Here is a 16,093-nt window from a genome sequence, read left to right as displayed (position 1 = left end):
CGATCCGATGATCTGAACGCGACGGCCTAGGTACCGCTGTCCGGTGCGGACGCCCGGCCCGTGCGGCGGAAGGCGGCCCGGTAAGCGCTCGGGCGCTGGCCGGTGTGGCGGGCGAAGAGGGCGGCGAAGGTCCCGGGGTCCTGGTAGCCGACGGCCGCGGCGATGGAGGCGACGGTGCGGTCGGTGGTCTCCAGAAGATGGCAGGCGCGACGGACCCGGGAGCCCTGCAGATGAGCCAGCGGGCTGCATCCGGTCTCTTCGGCGAACCGGCGCAGCAGCGTGCGGGTGCTGACCCGGAAGGCGTCCGCGAGCGCGGCGAGGTCGTACCGCTCGGCGAGGTTCTGGTCGAGCAGCCGCATGACCCGCTGGGAGAACTCCCGGCCGGGCTGCGGGAGGAGCCGTGGGTCGACGTACGGGGTCTGGGAGGTCCGCGCGTCGTCGACGAGCGCCAGCCGTGCGGTGGTGCGGGCTACCCGGGCGCCGTTGTGCCGGCGGATCAGGTCCAGCGCGAAGTCGTACATGGCGCTGAAGGCCGCCGTGGTCGTCACCCCCCTGTCGGTGACGACCAGGTGCTCCGGCCGCACGTCGGCCTCCGGGCAGCGCCTGGCCAGTTCGCCCGCGTGCAGCCAGGAGGTGGTGGCCCGCCGCCGGTCCAGGAGCCCGGCCTCGGCGAGAAGGAACGCGCCGACGCAGAGGGACACGACGGCGGTGCCGGCGGCGGCCTGCGCGCGGATCACCGCGATCTCCGGGGCGAGCCGGGCGAGCCGTGCGTCGAGGTCCGTGTCCGGGCGCAGTTCGAAGCCGGGGACCACGAGGACGTCGGCCTCGCGCACCGGACGCACGTCCAGGCTCGCGCCGCCCGAGGCGGTGACCCGGCGGCGGGGCGAGACGACCGACACCCGGTAGCCGGCCGCGTCCGGTCCGGCGACATGCCCGGCCATCGTCAACAGGTCGGGTACGCCGAACACTTCGGACGCGAAGCAGCCCGGGTACGCCAGGACCCCGACCCGTAGCCCACCCGGTCCGACACCGGGTCCGGCGCCCGGACCCGCACCTTCCTCCGCCTGCCGTGCCGCCTCCGCCATCGCTGCCGTACCCCCTGATGTCCCCGGCCTCGGGTCACCGACCGCGCACCGGCCGCCGTCCCAGCGCGTGGCGAGATTACCCCCGACCCTGGCGATCCCGCCTCTCACCCGGCGGCCGGTCCGGGACCAGGCTGTCCCCATGAGCGACGACGATCCGATCACCGATTTCACCCGCCGGAGCATGGACGTGGAGGGGATGGAGAAGACGGTGTACGTGGCCGGGGCCGGGCCCGCGGTCGTGGTGCTGCCGGAGATGCCGGGCATCAGTCCCGATGTCCTGCGGCTCGCGCGGTGGGTGCGGGACGCCGGCTTCACCGTCCATGTGCCCTCCCTGTTCGGGACGGACGGCGCCTTCCCCACGGTCGAGGGCGGCCGGGAGGTCGTCCGCCGCGCCTGTGTCAGCGCCGAGTTCCGCGCCTTCGCCGGGGGCGGCACCAGCCCGGTGACGGTCTGGCTGCGCGGCCTGGCGCGCCAGGCCCACGCCGAGTGCGGCGGGCCGGGCGTGGGCGCGATCGGCCTGTGTTTCACCGGCAACTTCGCCCTCACCATGGCCCTGGAACCGGCGGTGATCGCCCCGGTGGTCAACCATCCGTCGCTGCCGCTCGACGACCCCGGCGGACTCGAACTCGACGCCGCGGACGCGCACGCGGTGCGCGACCGGCTCCACCGTGACCAACTCACCGTCCTGGCCTACCGTTTCGAGGGCGATCGCTGGTGTACGGGACAGCGCTTCGCCGCCTACCGCGCGCTGCTCGGCGACGCCTTCGACGGGCGAGTCCTCCCCGACAGCGCGGCCAACCCGGCCCCGCCGCCCTTCTTCGCCGACCTGGTCGGCACCCCGCACAGCGTCGTCACCGCCCATCTCGTCGACGAGGCAGGCCACCCCACGGTCCGGGCCCGCGACGAGATCCTCGCCTTCCTCACCGACCGCCTGTACCCGCACGGGAACCGGCCACTGCCCTCCACCTGACCGGCCCTTGGTCCGCCGCCGCGGCCCAGGAACCGGCGCAGCGGAGTACGGGTGCTGCACGACTGCCGCGGAAGGCCATGCCCAGGGCCCGAAGAGCCTCGGGCCCTGGGCATGGGCGAACCGCAGGCCCCGGCAGGCGGGTCCAATGGCCGCCCTGGCACGTGTGCTGTCATTCATGCCAGTCGGCCCCGGTCACCGCGTGCCTACGAGTCGGTGTCCACGTACAGCCCCCAGGCGTGGCGGCTGGAGCTCCACTTGCAGTACCAGTAGCTGTAGGCGGAGTTCGCTCCGTCGGCCTCGCACCGCGCCAAGGTGGGGTACCAGCCGACGTTGATGATGCCGAGTGTGGTGATCGGCGCGGCTGCCGTGGTGTTGCTGTCGACGGACGCGGAAGCGGCCTGCGCGGGAGCGGCCAGGCCCCCCAGCACAAGCGCGGACCCAAGAGCCGCGCCGGCGAGGACATTGCGCATACGCATAACTCATCCTTCTCTCTCGACCGATGGACGCTCGCATGTCCATGGGCAGGTGCCGGACATGCTTGAACTTGGTCTGACTCATCGCCAGTTGCGGCATCCATGCCGATGGCAACGGCCTAGAGCCTCCCCATGACGGTGAGCGCGCACAAGCGACTCCGGTGTTCGCGTACGTTCGGAACAGTCCCGACCAGCCTCCGAACACTGCCGGCAGCAGATTCCGAACATGGCCGGACAGCGCATCTGGTTGACGAATTCGGCGTGGTTGCCAGCTGTAACGCCCCCGTTACGGTGGAAACGTGGAACAAGAGGCAGACAGCAACGGCGTCCAGCCGCCACCTGGGGCGCCTCAGCCGGACCAGGCCCGCACTGCTGCGGAGTTCACCACGGCGTTGCGTGCCCTGCGTCTCTACTCCGGATTGTCCTACCGGCAACTGGAAGGAAAAGCCGCAGCGCGCGGGGACACGCTGGCCTCCAGCACGATTGCGACCGCTCTGGGGCGCGCCACACTGCCCCGCGAGCCGTTCGTCGCCGCGTTCACCCGCGCGTGCGGACTGGGTGAGGCCGAGGCCCAGCAGTGGCTCGACGCTCGCCGACGCCTGGCCGTGGCTCAGCAGCCCTCTGGTTCTCCTACCGATCTCGTCCCGTCCAACGCCGAGGCACAGCAGACATCGACCACGGGCGAAGCAGACCATGAGCCGCAGCGCAGACACCGGTATCGGCACCTGCGCTTGGTCGCTGCCGCAGCGATCGGCGCCGGAGTGGCCCTGGGCGTACAGGCACTGCTGTCGCCTCTGTCGGCACCGCACCGCACGACAAACGCCGCTCGCCCCGTACGGAACCTGGCCATCCTGGCCGTCGGCAGCTGGGCGCAGATCCACCCCGCCCGCACCCCACGGCTGTGTGTCACCGAAGGACGAGACCGGACGCACCGCTACGCCACGGCCGTCGCGGCCCAGTCCCCTTGCGTACGAGCCGTCCCGCCCCGCACCTATATCGAACCCGTCGGTGAAAACCTGATCCAGATCCAGTGGCACCATCCGAAGTACGGCATCGGCTGCCTGACCCTTTTACGTAACGGTCCCGGCCGCGACCTGATCGAGCCCAGGGACGACTGTGCCGAGGACGACCCCGCACAACAGTTCCGGATCGAACTCATCGGCCCGCCGGCTTCAGCACACTTCCGTCTCCGCACCGCCGTCACCGGCCAATGCCTCTCCGTCCGTGACCAGGACACCGTCGCAGGAGCCGAGATCGTTCAAGGTCGCTGCTCGGGCGCCCGCGACCAGGAATTCCTCATCACCCTGATACCGCCCGCATGACACCGCTTCTCCGACCTCCTGTGTAAGGCGGCCAAGAAAGCCGACCGGCGTCCGAAGACCTGCGCACCGGTGGGGACATCCCCCCGGGGGCGTGGGCCGCCGTCGTCGTCCACGCCGGCTTCGAGCACTCCGAGCCGGCGTCCGATGCGCCGCTCGAGAAGCTGCGCAACACCACCGCGGTGCGAGGCCCGGCGTACGACGTCGTCGCGTACCAGCAGGCGGCGATGGCCGAGCACGATGACTCCGGCTGTGGCGGGACGATCTCGCTGTGGCGGCGCCGGACACGTCCGCACCACACCCGTGCGCAGCGGGGAAGGGGGTTCGATGGGCAGGTGACGGAACAGCGTGTGTCTGCTGTTGTCGTCCGGGAGCGTCTCCGGAACCCGGCCTTGCTCCCGTAGACGTCCTCCTTCCGTCACGAGCGGTGCGGCGACTGCCGAGATCCTCCAGCTCCTGCCGACCTGGCCGCTGGGATTTGAACAACCGTGATCACGGAAGGGAGGCGACGGGACGGCGGCGGAAAACGCGCCCTCTCCGGACAACAGCGACCCGTTGTCAGTGCGGTGCGCTTCACTGTCCGTCATGGAGCTCATGCAAGCGACCATCGGTGACCCGCTGGCCCGGCTCGGTTGAAGGAGCGTTGTGTCATGTCCTTCCCCAAACTCACACCACCCGCGCCCGGCGAAGTGCTGCTGGTCTGCACATGCTACGAAGAGGACAGGGCACTCTGGGGCGGGCTGCCCGACCAGATCGGGGCCCGTAGGCAGGGCGAAGTGCTCGTCCTCGAAGGCAGCGCGGTGCGGCTCCGCCCGGTCGCAGCCCGCGGATGGGACCACCTGCGCGGCGGCAACGTACCGGCGCTCGCCCCGGGTAGCGGCCCCGGGACGCCTGTCGTCGTCCTCGTGGACCTCTCCGTGGTCTACGGCGGAGAGGGGCCGTTGCTGGTGGACCTGGCGGCGATACCCGGGCGAGGTGTCCGGGTGACGCCGGCCCGGCTCGGTGAAATCCTGGGCGCCCTGCTGGACGGCGCGCTCGCGTTCGACGACCTGGTGCGGGACATGGACAAATACGGGGTGTACCAGGGGGACGGCGGCCGGCCCGCCTTCCCCACGCCGGCGGTGCTGCCGCGCAGGTCCTTCCCGGCGCTGCCCGCCTGCGCCGGGGCCTTGTTGGTCCGCACACACTTCGACGACGAGAGGGGCTGGCGTGCCCTGCTTGAGGAACTGGGCGGGACGGACGAGGACGGCTGGGTCGGGACAGGCCCGGACCCCGACGACATCGATCCGGAGAACTGTCAGCTGATGGCACTGGTCGTCGACGACCGCGCCTTCGAGGGCCTTGGACCGGGCCACGTACCGGCGTTGGTCCCGCCGGCGGAGCACACCCCCCTGGTCGTGCTTGCCGACGCGATGACCTGCACCGAGCCCGGCCGCCCGCTGACCGTCGTCGACCTGTACGACACACCGGGACAGTCCACCGTTCTCCCGTGCCGCGAGGTCGGATCGATGGCGTGCAACCTGGAGATCGGCAACATGGACTTCCACGAGTTCGTCGCGGTCGAGGCCGTGGAGTCGTGGTGGGAGAGATGACCAGCGGAGGTCGCCGAGCCGCCACACACAACGCGCCCCCCACCACTGCCTGCATTCCGACCCCGGCACCTGCACGCGTCCAGAGTGCGATCGGTTGGAGCACTACGTGTTGACCCAGCGGGAGCGGTGCTGCCGGATGTACTCGAGGCGGATCCGGTGCTGGGCATGTACCGTCAACGGCCCGAGATCTTCGCCTGTGGCCGAGTCGATGATGCGGAGTTCATCCGTGAGCAACCGGGCGCCCATGTCGAAGCGGACGTGACAGTTCGGGCAGAGGCAGAGCACGCTCTCGATTCGGTCGGGGCCGTTGTGGGGCGCTCCGAGCGCCTGTATATGTGCGGCTTCGCTGTACGCGAAGGGCGGCGTCGGCAGTTCGATCACCGTCCCGCAGAACTGGCAGCCGTTGTCGTACCACGCCTTGACCTGGCGCTTGACCCGGGAATCTCGGTCTTGGGTCTGGACTACGGCAGTTCGCCGCTGGACTGGTGTGTCGGGGAGGTCCGGGCCGTCGCTCCACACGTGCCACGAAGGCTGCACGGGAACACCGGCCGAGCGCGAGTCGGTCGGCACGGCCACGCTGATCCTGGCAACGGGGTTCTCGGGCATGCTGCTGTCCGCATGGGCGAGGTCGGCGACGTCACGAAGGGAGCGCCACACCAGGGACCAGGCCGCGTCGATCATGGCCGCCTCAATGACAGGTGACATCTCTGCGACGGCAAGTGCTGCCGCCACCCGAAGGGTGTGCTCTCCCAGCCGGGGCGGACGACCCTCGTGCCCTTGCAACGGGTCTTCATTGGCCTACCGACCCGCCCCCGGCAGTGGCCTACTGCCCCGCCCCGGGCACCGGACGGGATGCCGGTAGCGTCCGTTCCATGATCGCCCTCGACGCCCTCGTCCGTCTCTGCCCGCCGCCCCACCACCCGCAGTGGACTGGCCGCAAGCCGAGCGCGCCCTCGGTACGGCTCTGCCCGCCGACTACAAGCAACTCGTTGAGACATACGGCGACGGCCTCTTTGATGAGACGATCTGGCTACTCGTCCCGGACTCCGCCTACGACGACTGCGATCTGCATAGGCAGACGACGGAACGGAACGAGATCCTGGCCGACCTGTGGGAGTTCGAGGACAAGCCGGCCGGCCTGCAGGAGGCGGGGGCGAGAGTCCTGCCCTGGGCATTCGAGGAAGGCACGGGAGCCTTCCTGTACTGGCTGGCGCGGCCCGGTCAGAACCCCGACGACTGGACCGTGCTCTACAACGAGGGACGCGGCCCCCTGTGGGAGCACCACGACATGGGCTGCGCCGCCTTCGTACTGGCGGTGCTCACCGGAACGGCAAAAACCGAGTATTTCGGTCACCTCTACGAAGTGCTGAAGCCGACGCAGCACCGCTTCGAAACGGCCGACCAGATCCTTGGCTGACCGGGCAGCGATGCCGTCGGCCGCTCCCGTTCACAGCGTCGTGCATCACGCTGGTGAGCCGGTTACGACCCCGGGCGCGACGGCGCCGCACGTGCGCTGCCCCGACCGGCTGCCGGAGGAGACCCACCCGCGGGTACTGGAGCTGTTGTTCGACCTGTCCCCGGTCGTGCAGGCGCTGCCACCGTGCGCGGCCATGGGCGAGCAGATAGGGCGCCCTGCGCTACCACAACAGCCCTCGCCTCCGTACAGATCACCCACCCCGGCGGCGTCCTCGCCACCGCCCCCACACAAGTCGCCGACTGGCTCGTCCCGCTGCCGACGGAGCCCGTACTCGCGATCAGGCCCGACCAGGCCACCGTGCTTCACGACCACGGCATCCACTCCGTCGGGCTGCTTGCCGCTGTCTCCACGGCCACCGTGCAGCGTCTGCTGGTCGTCCCGCGGCTCCTGCTTGCCGGCTTCCACGCGGAGCGCTTGACCTTACCCTCAAGGGCAAGGTTTAGCGTTCCCCGAGGTGAGAGGCATGCGGATAGGTGAGCTGGCCCGGCGAGCGGGCGTGACGACGAAGGCGGTGCGCTACTACGAGTCGCTGGGGCTGCTCGCGCCGGTGCGGTTGACCAACGGCTACCGGGACTACGACGAGAACGACGTACGGCTCACGCAGGAGATCCGGGCGCTGTGTCGCCTCGGCATCTCTGTCGAGGCGACACGGCCGTTCTTGGAATGCCTGGCCCTGGGGCACCGACACGCGGACGACTGCCCGGCTGCGCTGGCCGGATACCGGGACGCCATCGATGAACTCACGCAGCGGATCGAGGGCCTCACCGCCCGCCGAGCGGTACTGGTGGCGCACCTGCATGAGGCTGCTCACCGCAACAGCCGCTTCTCACCGGCAAAAGGAGAGGAACCGATGACCGACTACACGAGCCTGCCTGCCGACCTGCCCATTCCCGAGGACGACGGCGCTGCTGCCCACCTGCGTGGTGCGAGAATGCCGCAACTGGAACTCCGGGCCACCGATGGCGCCACGATCAGCCTGGAGGCGCTGGGCGCAGGTCGCACGGTGCTCTACATCTACCCGCTGACGGGGCGCCCCGGCACCGATCTGCCCGAAGGTTGGAACTCCATCCCCGGTGCCCGTGGCTGCACCGCCGAGGCATGCGGCTTCCGCGACCACCACCAGGACCTGATCGCGGCCGGCGCGACCCACGTGTATGGCCTATCCAGCCAGGACAGCGACTACCAGCGTGAGGTCACGGAGCGGCTCCGCCTGCCGTTCCAGATGCTCTCCGACCCCGCACGGAGTTTGGCCCAGGCACTGGGCCTCCCCACATTCACCACTGGCGGTCTGACGCTGTACAAGCGGCTCACGCTGATCATCAAGGACAACGTGATCGAGCACGTTTTCTACCCGGTCTTCCCGCCGGACAAGCACGCCGACCAGGTCCTGGCCTGGTTCAGCGACAACGCCCACCGGCCTTGATACCTCGGTACAGCTGATCGAGCGGCCCGCCAGGCATGCGGTGCGTACGGCGTCGGTCTTGGCGGCCACCACGGCGGGACGTCGGCCGCCCGTGCTGCCCTCGGCCCCGGCGGTGCGCAGTCCGCCGTAGGCCGAACAGCTCCAGATTGATGCGGTGGTGGTCGTGGCGGTTGGATGTGCGGTGACGTCCGGTGCGACGCATGGGCCGCTTCCTGACATGCCTTGGAAAAAGTTGCGGGCCGCTGTCGATCCGGCCATGTCCCGTTCGACGTCATGGTGTGCGGCGCTTCGCTGCACGGTGACGCGACAGGACTGGCGAGGACACACGTGGATCAACTGCTGAGAGTCATGAACTTCAACGTCTCGAGCGATGGAATCGGTGCCGGTGAGCACCAGAGTCTCGAGCGGCCGTTCGGCCACGACCATCCCGAGAGGCTGTTCGCCTGGGCCGGAGCCACGGCGAGCTGGCCCATGCGCACGGATTCCGGGGGGAGCCGGGGCCTCGACGACTACTTCACGCGGGACTTTGCGCGCAACATCGGCGCCGAGATCATGGGCCGCAACAAGTTCGGGCCCCAGCGAGGGCCCTGGCAGGACCATGAGTGGCACGGCTGGTGGGGGCAGGAGCCCCCGTTCCGCACCCCGGTGTTCGTCATGACCCACCACACGCGTCCGTCGTTCACGCTCTCCGACACCACGTTCCATTTCGTCGACGGCGACCCGGCCACGGTCCTCGAACGGGCGCGGGAGGCGGCGCAGGGCAAGGACGTCCGGCTCGGCGGCGGGGTCACCACCATCCGGCAGTTCCTTGATGCCGACCTCGTCGACACCATGCATGTGGCGGTCTCGCCGGTAAAGCTCGGGTCCGGACTGCGGCTGTGGGAGTCCCCCGATGACCTACTCGACCGGTTCCACCTGGAGGTCGTGCCCAGCCCGAGTGGTGTGACGCACCACCTGTTCTGGCGAAGGTGACGCGAGAGACCACTCCAGTTCAGGCTGCGACGGTGAGGGGGCGTCCGCCCCAGCGGATGCCCTACTCGCTGCGGATGCGGGCGCGCTCCTTGCGTTCGGCGGCCAGGACGTCGCGGTGGCGGGCGTTGGCGTTGCGCCAGCGCAGATAGGCGTGCAGGGCCCGGGCCTGCACGGCGTGGTTGGGACAGTTCGAGTTGGCGATGGTGAACTGCCTCAGCGGCCCGAAGTGCGCTTCGAGCGGGTTCGCCCACGAGGTGCGGGTGGGGGTGAAACACACACGGAGAGACTCGGCCACCGCGCCCCCAGCGGGCGGTCGGATCGGACGTCATCGGACATCCAACCGCCACGACCACCACCCCGGCGAACCGATGCGGTCAGAGCACTAGATGCGCTGACACACCACGTCCGGCCCTCCGCGGCCACGTTCACTGGCCGCCAGGGCGAGCGACTGCCGGACTCGCTCGACGCCGCCCGGCAGGGCGACCTGCCCAGCCTGCACACTCTCGACTCCGCCATAGACCGAAACCGCAACGCCGTCATAGCTGGGCCAAACCAACCCTGGAAATGGGGCGTCACCGAGTGCGCGTGTACGGAAGTGCGCTATGAAGGGAGCTTCTGTTCACAAGCCGAGCAGGATGGGCCGTGGTGGAACACCGGCGGTGATCAGTGCCGTCAAGGAAGTCGCGAGGCTGCGCGGGGAGAACAGGTCGGCACCGGCATAGGAAGCGATCTCGCGCGGGTGCCACCACTTCAGACTGGTGATGTTCTCCGCTGCGAGCTGGTCGCCGGACAGGGTTCCGCTCGGCGTGAATGCGGCAGTGCGTACGAGGAAGTAGTCGTTGACGACGCAGTCGTGGCCCTCGGCATGGCCAGGGGCTGCGACTTCCTGGTGCCAGACATGCGGCGGATCGGTTGGGACGGCAAGGCCGACCTCTTCCCGGAGTTCGCGGTTCAGCGCGGCAAACGGCGTCTCGCCCGGCTCTATCCGTCCTCCTGGAATTGCCCACACCACGGTTGCTTCTGGCTCCGGAATCGCGAACCGGCAGAGAAGGATGCGGTCGTCCTCGTCGAGGATGATTGCGCGGACTGAATGACGCGGGTTCACAAACGGCATCTGGACAGGCTAGGGATCTTCAACGGCTGAAGTTGGTCATCCAGTTGTAGATCGCGATTTTCGGAGCGCGCGGTCTGCCGGTCGGCGGCAGTGGCCGGCTTGGGATTGGTGTGGCTGTGCCGGGCCGGCGCGTAATGTGCTGGGATGATCTCGATGCCAGAGGAGTTCGCACAGAGCACCGTCGACCGCGAGGGGAAGGCAGGGGCAGCATGGCTCGCCGAACTGCCCGAGATCGTGGAGGAGTTGCTCGGGCGCTGGGGATGCGTGCCGGACGGAGAGGTCATGCACGGGGGCGTCGGCGTCATCGTTCCGGTACGGCGACGGGCTGAGGAGAGCGCCGTCCTGAAGGTGTCGTTTCCGCATCCCGGCAACGTCCATGAACCGGATGCGTTCGTTGCGTGGGGCGGGCGCGGCGCCGTCCTGCTGCATGAGCGCGACGACGAGCGGTTCGCGATGCTGCTGGAGCGGGTTCAGCCGTCGACCCTGGCGGAGGTCGAGGACGGCGACGAGGTGGTGACGGTCGCCGGGCGGCTCAATCGCCGCCTGGCCATCCCCGCACCGCCCGGCCTGCCCCGGCTGGGTGAGCAGGCCGATGCCTGGGAGGAGCAGTTGCGCAAAGACGCCGAGGAACTGCCTCATGCGCTGTCGGGTCAGGTGCTGGAGGCAGCCGTGGCAACCGTTCGGGAGCTGGGCCGGACCCAGCCGGACACCCTCATCCATGGCGACCTCCACGCCCGGAACATCCTGCGTGCCCGCCGAGAGCCGTGGCTGGCTGTCGACCCCAAGGGGTACGTCGGAGATCCCGCCTACGACGGCGGCACACTGCTGAAGTCCCGCGCGCTGACGCTCCTTGAGGCGGGTGACCTGCGCAAGGCTGTCCACCGCGTCTTGGACGTCTTCGCCGAGGCCGCGGAACTCGACCGTGAACGCGTCCGGAGGTGGGCCCAGTTCCATGCCGTCCAGGCTGCGTTCTGGGGCCGCCGCCACGGCTTTCGTATCGCCCGCAGCGGCCCACGGCTGGACTGGCTCACCGAATTCGCCGACCGACTGGCGGAATTGCTCACCGAACGCCCGTAGGGCGGGCTGGCCAGGACTCCGCCTGCAAACCGGACGGCTGGTGCTGGGCAATGGCTGTCCCCGCTCGTCCAGGCCGTCCCGTCCGCTGTGCCGCTCATCGATCGGAATCGATGTCCTGCGCTACCAGGAGGCGTACCCGTCGGTTGGGGCCGGCATGTCGGCCAGGACGCGGCCGGCATGCTGGGACAGCGGGGTGCTGCGGCCGGCGTGCAGAAGGCAGCCTGCGGCGTCGTAGCGGCCCGGGAGCACCGTCCAGCTTGGGCTGATTCGTCTCGTAGCAACTAACTCTTGGCGGTTTCCGCCCCCAGCCGTCCACTGCTCGGCGGCCGGGAACCCGTCCGTCGGGTCGTCCCCGGGCCTCCTTGCCCCAGCGTCTGGCTCGTGCCGCCATATGGCACGCCTGGCGCACCGGAGACCGGCTCTCGTCCGATCAAATGATCTGGCCCGGCGGAAGGGGGACGGCTTGGTCCTGCAACTGCGGTGAGCAGTTCCATCCCAATGACGAAGGTGCCCGAGTGGGGCGACTACACGATCCGCAGGGAGGGGCCTGAATAATCCGGTCAGTGCGCCGGTACTCCGGGAGCTTCACAGGTCGTTTCACAGGTGGTCGCTCCTCCGCGCAGGCGGCCGAGCAGCTCGGCATTTCGGGCGGGTGGGCCGGCGCGCAACGCTGTCTGGAGGGCCGGTCGGAAACTGCGCCAGGTTGGCGATGGCCCTGGTGGGCCCATCCTCGCGCGTGCGGGGAGCGCATCTGGCGGTACGGGAGTTCCATGCGGACCGCGGGACGCGGGGAGCACCCGTCGCCCGAGGCCTGATAGGTCGGCGTCCAGGCCATCCCAGCACGGGCGGGGATGGTCCCACCGGCATTTGGAGGACCAAAGTAGCCGCGCCGGGAACATGCGGTCCGTCCGGCACGGTTGCATCGGCAGAGGACCGGCGCCACACCAGGATCCGGGCCCCGGGATTGCGGTACGCCCGCCGCGCACTCAGACCGAGATGTATGCCCGCAGGAGGAACACTTCATGACTGACCGGCCCTTGACGCTCATGGCAGTGCACGCCCACCCCGACGACGAGGCCACCGGAACTGGAGGGATCCTTGCGCGGTACGCGGCGGAAGGCATCCGCACGGTTCTCGTGACGTGTACCGACGGCGCTTGCGGTGACGGACCGGGAGGTGTCAAGCCGGGCGCACCCGGGCACGATCCGGCGGCGGTCGCTTTGATGCGCCGTCAAGAACTCGAAGCGAGCTGTGCCGTCTTGAAGATCAGCGATCTGGAGACGCTGGACTACGCCGACTCCGGGATGATGGGCTGGCCGAGCAACGACGCCCCCGGATCCTTCTGGCAGACCCCCGTGCAAGAAGGCGCGGCCCGGCTCGCCGAACTCATGCAGCACTACCGACCTGATGTGGTCGTCACCTACGACGAGAACGGCTTCTACGGCCACCCCGACCACATCCAGGCTCACCGCATCACGATGGCGGCGCTGGAAATGACCGCGTTGGCACCGAAGGTGTACTGGACGACGGTGCCCCGTTCGATGATGCAGCGGTTCGGCGAGGTCATGCGCGAGTTTCATGAGGACATGCCGGAGCCGGATCCCGCCGAGGCCGCCGCGATGGCCGAGATCGGCCTCCCCGACGAGGAGATCACCACGTGGGTGGACACGACCGAGTTCAGCGGTCAGAAGTTCGACGCGTTGGCCGCGCACGCCAGTCAGGGCGAGAACATCTTCTTCCTCAAGATGGGAAAGGACAGGTTCCGCGAGCTGATGGGCATAGAGACCTTCGTACGTGTCCAGGACACCACCGGTGCGGCCATACCCGAGAACGATCTTTTCGCAGGACTGCGCTGATCCGCCCGTCCGACTGGCCGGCAGGGCGCATCGACTGCATGACGCGCGACTGAGCGGGGCACACAACCGCAGGCCTGTCCCTCGACGTGTGCCCGAGCTCCGGCCCGACAAGCGGGAGACGTCAGGCTCTGGGAGGCAAAAAGCCCTGCCCCAGCAGGAAGTGTCAAAATCTGGGACGCCAAGAACGCCTCCCCCCAGGTCCGGCTCCCTCACCCGCTGAAGGGCAACGCGATGTCGTTCGCCCCCGTACGGACGCACGATCGCCGTAGGCACCGGCGAGGGAACGGTCCAACTGTGGGACACCACACACCTGGATCGCCCGAGGCCCCTGAGCTCTCCACTCGAGCCGGTGGCTCGGTGTCCGCAGCCGCCTTCAGCCCCGACGGAGGCACCGTGGCTACCGGAACAACGGACGGCGCGATCCCGTTGTGGGACGTCACTGCCCCCACCCGCCCCACACCTGTAGGCGAAGCGCTGGTCGGCCACACCGCCGCCACCCGCACGGCGGCGTTCAGTGCCAGAGGAGGCGTTCTGGCAACCGCGAGCGACGACGGCACGATACGACTGTGGCCTCTTGGTTCGGGGTCGGTGGGGAGGGTCGGTGTTGGTGGGCTCAGGTTCGTAAGGTCTTGTGCGGTTGGGAGGCAGGCCGGTGTGATCGACGAGGTTTGAGCGGCGCTGGGGCAGGCACGACTGCCTGCCCCAGCACCCGTGAGGCCGTGGCCGGGGAGCGAAGGGTGGGCCGGGGCCGTGTCGTGGCCGGTCTACGGGCGTGCGCCTGTGTGCCTTGTGGCGCCTCCACCGTGCGCGAGCGGGCGGAGTGCGGGAAGAGGCTGTTGTCAGTGCGCTGAGCTGGCGTCGTTGGGCCCGGCCGCACCGGCTCAGTAGCCGTCCACCCCCAGCTCCGTGATGCCGGCGTAGAGCCAGCTCCAAACGTTGCCCGTCGTGGTGTCCTGGTCGGACAGGTCCGGGGCCAGTTCCGCCAGCTCCGCCAGGAACAGCTCCGTCACGTCTTCCTGGCCGCCCTCCACCGGGTACGGGTGCCAGCACGCGTTGCGGTAGCGGTCGACGGCCTCCAGGGCGCGGGTGAAGACGTCGAGGTCCGGAGCGAGCGGCACCAGTACCTCGTCGGTACGGCGCGCCAGGGTGCTCCGGATGTACACCGTTCCGTCGTGACGGTGGAGGTACAGCTCGCCGTACTCGGTGGCACCGAAGGCGATCAGGTCGGCGGCGGCCACCCCGTCGGGCAGGCTCTCGTCCGGCAGGGCACCCTCCGCCGGTGGACGCATGGCGTCAAGCGGGTGAGTCTCGTACTGAGCGCTGTGGCACACCCACCAGGCGGGCAGACCGACGTCCCGCAGATACCGCCTGCTGCCCGCGTGGAGGAGCCTCTCGGGCAGGTCGCTCTCGGCGATGCGCACCACGTGCCGCGCGCCGCCGAAGGCGTCGTCGACCCGGGCCGCGGTGAGCGGACCCGTCGGTCGCCGCACGGCGGGGGCCGGTCCCGGCGGTGGTTCCTCCGCCGACGTGGGGTCGAGGCCCGTGCCGCGCGGCCAGTTTCGCAGCGCGTCGGAGTCCGTCTCCACAACTGCTATGCCGTGCACGCTCTCGACGAGATGCCGGGTCCGGCCGCCGTCTGTCGCGAAGGCCACGGCGCCTTCCCACTCCTCCGGGAGGAACAGGTCCAGGTCGTACAGCGCGGGTGCCTCGGCGGCCCCGGTCGCGGTCGGCGCGTCGGTCAGCGCCGCCTCGTCCACGCCCGTCGCCCGATGGCCGGTCGCCGCGTCGAGCCAGAGGGGGCCGCGCTGGTCGGTCACCTCGACGAGTTCCCTGTCCCCGTCCACACACCGGCGCACCTGGAAGTAGTCGCCGTTCAGGCTCGGGTGGACCGGGAACCAGTGGGCCGGCCGCCACCACGCCCACACCGTCCGCCACGGCATGCCGGGACCGGCCGCCGCGATCCGGTCGGCGTACGCGTGGTGACCGGTGGCCTTCGCCGCGAAGTGCAGCCAGGATGCGAACTCCGCGGGCGTCACCTCCGCGCCCCCGAAGATCGCCTCGGCCTGGAGGAAGACCTCACCCCCGACGCCACGGGCCCGGTCGTCGTGGGAGAGATGGTCGCGCAGAGCCGCACGGTCGGCGGTCAGCAGCCGTGCGGGATCTGCCAGTACGCCATCAAGATCGTCAATCATGCGGCCATGCTGCCAGCCGGCGCTGACAGCCGTGCGTGCCCCCGTCCCCGAACCCCTCCCCGCGCGCTTCTGGCGGAGTTCCATGGTGGCGCGGCGGCGGGCCAGGCGGTGGGTGCGGCGGATCCAGGCCCGGATCCGCCGCCGTGGTCGACATGGCGCTGCCGGCCGTCGACGTCACCGCGACGGTGTTCGTGATGGACGGCGACCGCATCAACCGCCGGTATCTGCTCGCCGAAGCCCGCCGCCACCTCACCCTCGTCCTGGGCGGCCGCCGCCGCGACCCGGGCTTGGACGACCAGAGCATGGCCACTGCCGTCTCCGCTCCCTGCCTGAACATCAGGGCCGAAGAGCCCCGCCCGGCGCCGCCCCCCACCCCCGCACGCCGACGTCAACCAGGTCGGTCGCGCCGCGCAAAGTAGGTGCCAATGAGCCGACGGCGACGAGCACCAGGAGCACCAGGCCCCGAACGTGAGTCTCGCGTCGGGAGCGGCCCGCCCCGCCCCCCCCCGGGAGGTGGGGAAGTACCGGCAGAGCACAAGAAGA

General features: G+C 69.7%; 15 protein-coding genes and 1 pseudogene. 10 read left to right on the top strand and 6 right to left on the bottom strand.

All coding sequences use genetic code 11. From position 1 onward, the window contains the following. Nucleotides 1–26: 26 nt before the first annotated feature. Nucleotides 27–941, bottom strand: a complete 915-nt coding sequence (locus ABZ923_RS00450; RefSeq protein ID WP_361464751.1) for a helix-turn-helix domain-containing protein — start codon at nucleotides 939–941, stop codon at nucleotides 27–29. 283 nt (nucleotides 942–1,224) lie between these two features. Here ABZ923_RS00450 and ABZ923_RS00445 point away from each other — a divergent pair, with 283 nt between their 5' ends. Then, nucleotides 1,225–2,055 carry a dienelactone hydrolase family protein gene (locus tag ABZ923_RS00445; protein WP_361464748.1) on the top strand — a complete coding sequence of 277 codons (831 nt, stop codon included), beginning with the start codon at nucleotides 1,225–1,227 and terminating at the stop codon, nucleotides 2,053–2,055. A gap of 203 nt (nucleotides 2,056–2,258) precedes the next feature. Here ABZ923_RS00445 and ABZ923_RS00440 read toward each other — a convergent pair whose 3' ends face one another. Continuing rightward, nucleotides 2,259–2,531: a hypothetical protein gene (locus tag ABZ923_RS00440; RefSeq protein WP_361464745.1), complete on the bottom strand. Its 273-nt coding sequence runs from the start codon at nucleotides 2,529–2,531 to the stop codon at nucleotides 2,259–2,261. Nucleotides 2,532–2,827: 296 nt separating this feature from the next. Between ABZ923_RS00440 and ABZ923_RS00435 the strand changes: the two genes are divergently transcribed. Together ABZ923_RS00435 and ABZ923_RS00430 are read left to right on the top strand one after the other, a co-directional pair. Further along, nucleotides 2,828–3,850 carry an XRE family transcriptional regulator gene (locus tag ABZ923_RS00435; protein WP_361464742.1) on the top strand — a complete coding sequence of 341 codons (1,023 nt, stop codon included), beginning with the start codon at nucleotides 2,828–2,830 and terminating at the stop codon, nucleotides 3,848–3,850. Nucleotides 3,851–4,497: 647 nt separating this feature from the next. Further along, complete coding sequence (locus ABZ923_RS00430) at nucleotides 4,498–5,439, top strand: hypothetical protein (RefSeq protein WP_361464740.1); 942 nt, start codon at nucleotides 4,498–4,500, stop codon at nucleotides 5,437–5,439. 102 nt (nucleotides 5,440–5,541) lie between these two features. On the opposite strand, the gene ABZ923_RS00425 is transcribed toward ABZ923_RS00430, so the two are convergent. Next, nucleotides 5,542–6,171, bottom strand: coding sequence for an HNH endonuclease (locus ABZ923_RS00425; protein WP_361464737.1), 630 nt, complete (start codon nucleotides 6,169–6,171; stop codon nucleotides 5,542–5,544). Nucleotides 6,172–6,364: 193 nt separating this feature from the next. On the opposite strand from ABZ923_RS00425, the gene ABZ923_RS00420 reads away from it, so the two are divergent. From ABZ923_RS00420 to ABZ923_RS00410, 3 genes are all read left to right on the top strand, one after another. Beyond that, nucleotides 6,365–6,856, top strand: a complete 492-nt coding sequence (locus ABZ923_RS00420; RefSeq protein WP_361464734.1) for a hypothetical protein — start codon at nucleotides 6,365–6,367, stop codon at nucleotides 6,854–6,856. Nucleotides 6,857–7,379: 523 nt separating this feature from the next. Next, on the top strand, nucleotides 7,380–8,339 hold the full coding sequence (locus tag ABZ923_RS00415) for a redoxin family protein (protein WP_361464731.1): 960 nt from the start codon (nucleotides 7,380–7,382) through the stop codon (nucleotides 8,337–8,339). 327 nt (nucleotides 8,340–8,666) lie between these two features. Then, a complete protein-coding gene (locus ABZ923_RS00410) occupies nucleotides 8,667–9,311 on the top strand; it encodes a dihydrofolate reductase family protein (RefSeq protein ID WP_361464728.1) in 645 nt (214 codons plus the stop codon). Between the two features lie 61 nt (nucleotides 9,312–9,372). Here ABZ923_RS00410 and ABZ923_RS00405 read toward each other — a convergent pair. Next, nucleotides 9,373–9,588, bottom strand: a pseudogene (locus ABZ923_RS00405) (IS630 family transposase); the annotation flags it as partial. A gap of 342 nt (nucleotides 9,589–9,930) precedes the next feature. After that, nucleotides 9,931–10,425 (bottom strand): NUDIX domain-containing protein, encoded by a 495-nt coding sequence (locus tag ABZ923_RS00400; protein ID WP_361464725.1) that lies wholly within the window; start codon nucleotides 10,423–10,425, stop codon nucleotides 9,931–9,933. A gap of 144 nt (nucleotides 10,426–10,569) precedes the next feature. On the opposite strand from ABZ923_RS00400, the gene ABZ923_RS00395 reads away from it, so the two are divergent. The 3 genes from ABZ923_RS00395 (at nucleotide 10,570) to ABZ923_RS00385 (ending at nucleotide 14,030) form a co-directional block, all read left to right on the top strand. Continuing rightward, entirely contained in the window at nucleotides 10,570–11,502 is a 933-nt protein-coding gene (locus ABZ923_RS00395) for an aminoglycoside phosphotransferase family protein (RefSeq protein WP_361464722.1), read from the top strand. Nucleotides 11,503–12,524: 1,022 nt separating this feature from the next. Continuing rightward, on the top strand, nucleotides 12,525–13,358 hold the full coding sequence (locus ABZ923_RS00390) for a PIG-L family deacetylase (RefSeq protein WP_361464719.1): 834 nt from the start codon (nucleotides 12,525–12,527) through the stop codon (nucleotides 13,356–13,358). Nucleotides 13,359–13,589: 231 nt separating this feature from the next. Continuing rightward, entirely contained in the window at nucleotides 13,590–14,030 is a 441-nt protein-coding gene (locus ABZ923_RS00385) for a hypothetical protein (RefSeq protein WP_361464716.1), read from the top strand. Nucleotides 14,031–14,239: 209 nt separating this feature from the next. Here the strand turns inward: ABZ923_RS00385 and ABZ923_RS00380 are convergent, their stop codons facing one another. Next, a complete protein-coding gene (locus tag ABZ923_RS00380; protein ID WP_361464714.1) occupies nucleotides 14,240–15,550 on the bottom strand; it encodes an SUKH-4 family immunity protein in 1,311 nt (436 codons plus the stop codon). A gap of 143 nt (nucleotides 15,551–15,693) precedes the next feature. On the opposite strand from ABZ923_RS00380, the gene ABZ923_RS00375 reads away from it, so the two are divergent. Next, nucleotides 15,694–15,969 carry a hypothetical protein gene (locus ABZ923_RS00375; protein WP_361464711.1) on the top strand — a complete coding sequence of 92 codons (276 nt, stop codon included), beginning with the start codon at nucleotides 15,694–15,696 and terminating at the stop codon, nucleotides 15,967–15,969. The last annotated feature ends 124 nt before the right edge of the window (nucleotides 15,970–16,093 follow it).

The organism is Streptomyces sp. NPDC046881 (assembly GCF_040645015.1).
GTDB lineage: Bacteria > Actinomycetota > Actinomycetes > Streptomycetales > Streptomycetaceae > Streptomyces.
Note: the sequence above shows the minus strand (reverse complement) of the source record. Positions and strands in the feature narration are given on the sequence as shown.

Excerpts from the sequence above, each read along its gene's own strand:
- ABZ923_RS00450 (WP_361464751.1), bottom strand. The coding sequence starts at position 941 with ATGGCCGGGCATGTCGCCGGACCGGACGCGGCCGGCTACCGGGTGTCG.
- ABZ923_RS00445 (WP_361464748.1), top strand. The coding sequence starts at position 1,225 with ATGAGCGACGACGATCCGATCACCGATTTCACCCGCCGGAGCATGGAC.
- ABZ923_RS00440 (WP_361464745.1), bottom strand. The coding sequence starts at position 2,531 with ATGCGTATGCGCAATGTCCTCGCCGGCGCGGCTCTTGGGTCCGCGCTT.
- ABZ923_RS00430 (WP_361464740.1), top strand. The coding sequence starts at position 4,498 with ATGTCCTTCCCCAAACTCACACCACCCGCGCCCGGCGAAGTGCTGCTG.
- ABZ923_RS00415 (WP_361464731.1), top strand. The coding sequence starts at position 7,380 with ATGCGGATAGGTGAGCTGGCCCGGCGAGCGGGCGTGACGACGAAGGCG.
- ABZ923_RS00400 (WP_361464725.1), bottom strand. The coding sequence starts at position 10,425 with ATGCCGTTTGTGAACCCGCGTCATTCAGTCCGCGCAATCATCCTCGAC.
- ABZ923_RS00395 (WP_361464722.1), top strand. The coding sequence starts at position 10,570 with ATGATCTCGATGCCAGAGGAGTTCGCACAGAGCACCGTCGACCGCGAG.
- ABZ923_RS00390 (WP_361464719.1), top strand. The coding sequence starts at position 12,525 with ATGACTGACCGGCCCTTGACGCTCATGGCAGTGCACGCCCACCCCGAC.
- ABZ923_RS00385 (WP_361464716.1), top strand. The coding sequence starts at position 13,590 with ATGTCGTTCGCCCCCGTACGGACGCACGATCGCCGTAGGCACCGGCGA.
- ABZ923_RS00380 (WP_361464714.1), bottom strand. The coding sequence starts at position 15,550 with ATGATTGACGATCTTGATGGCGTACTGGCAGATCCCGCACGGCTGCTG.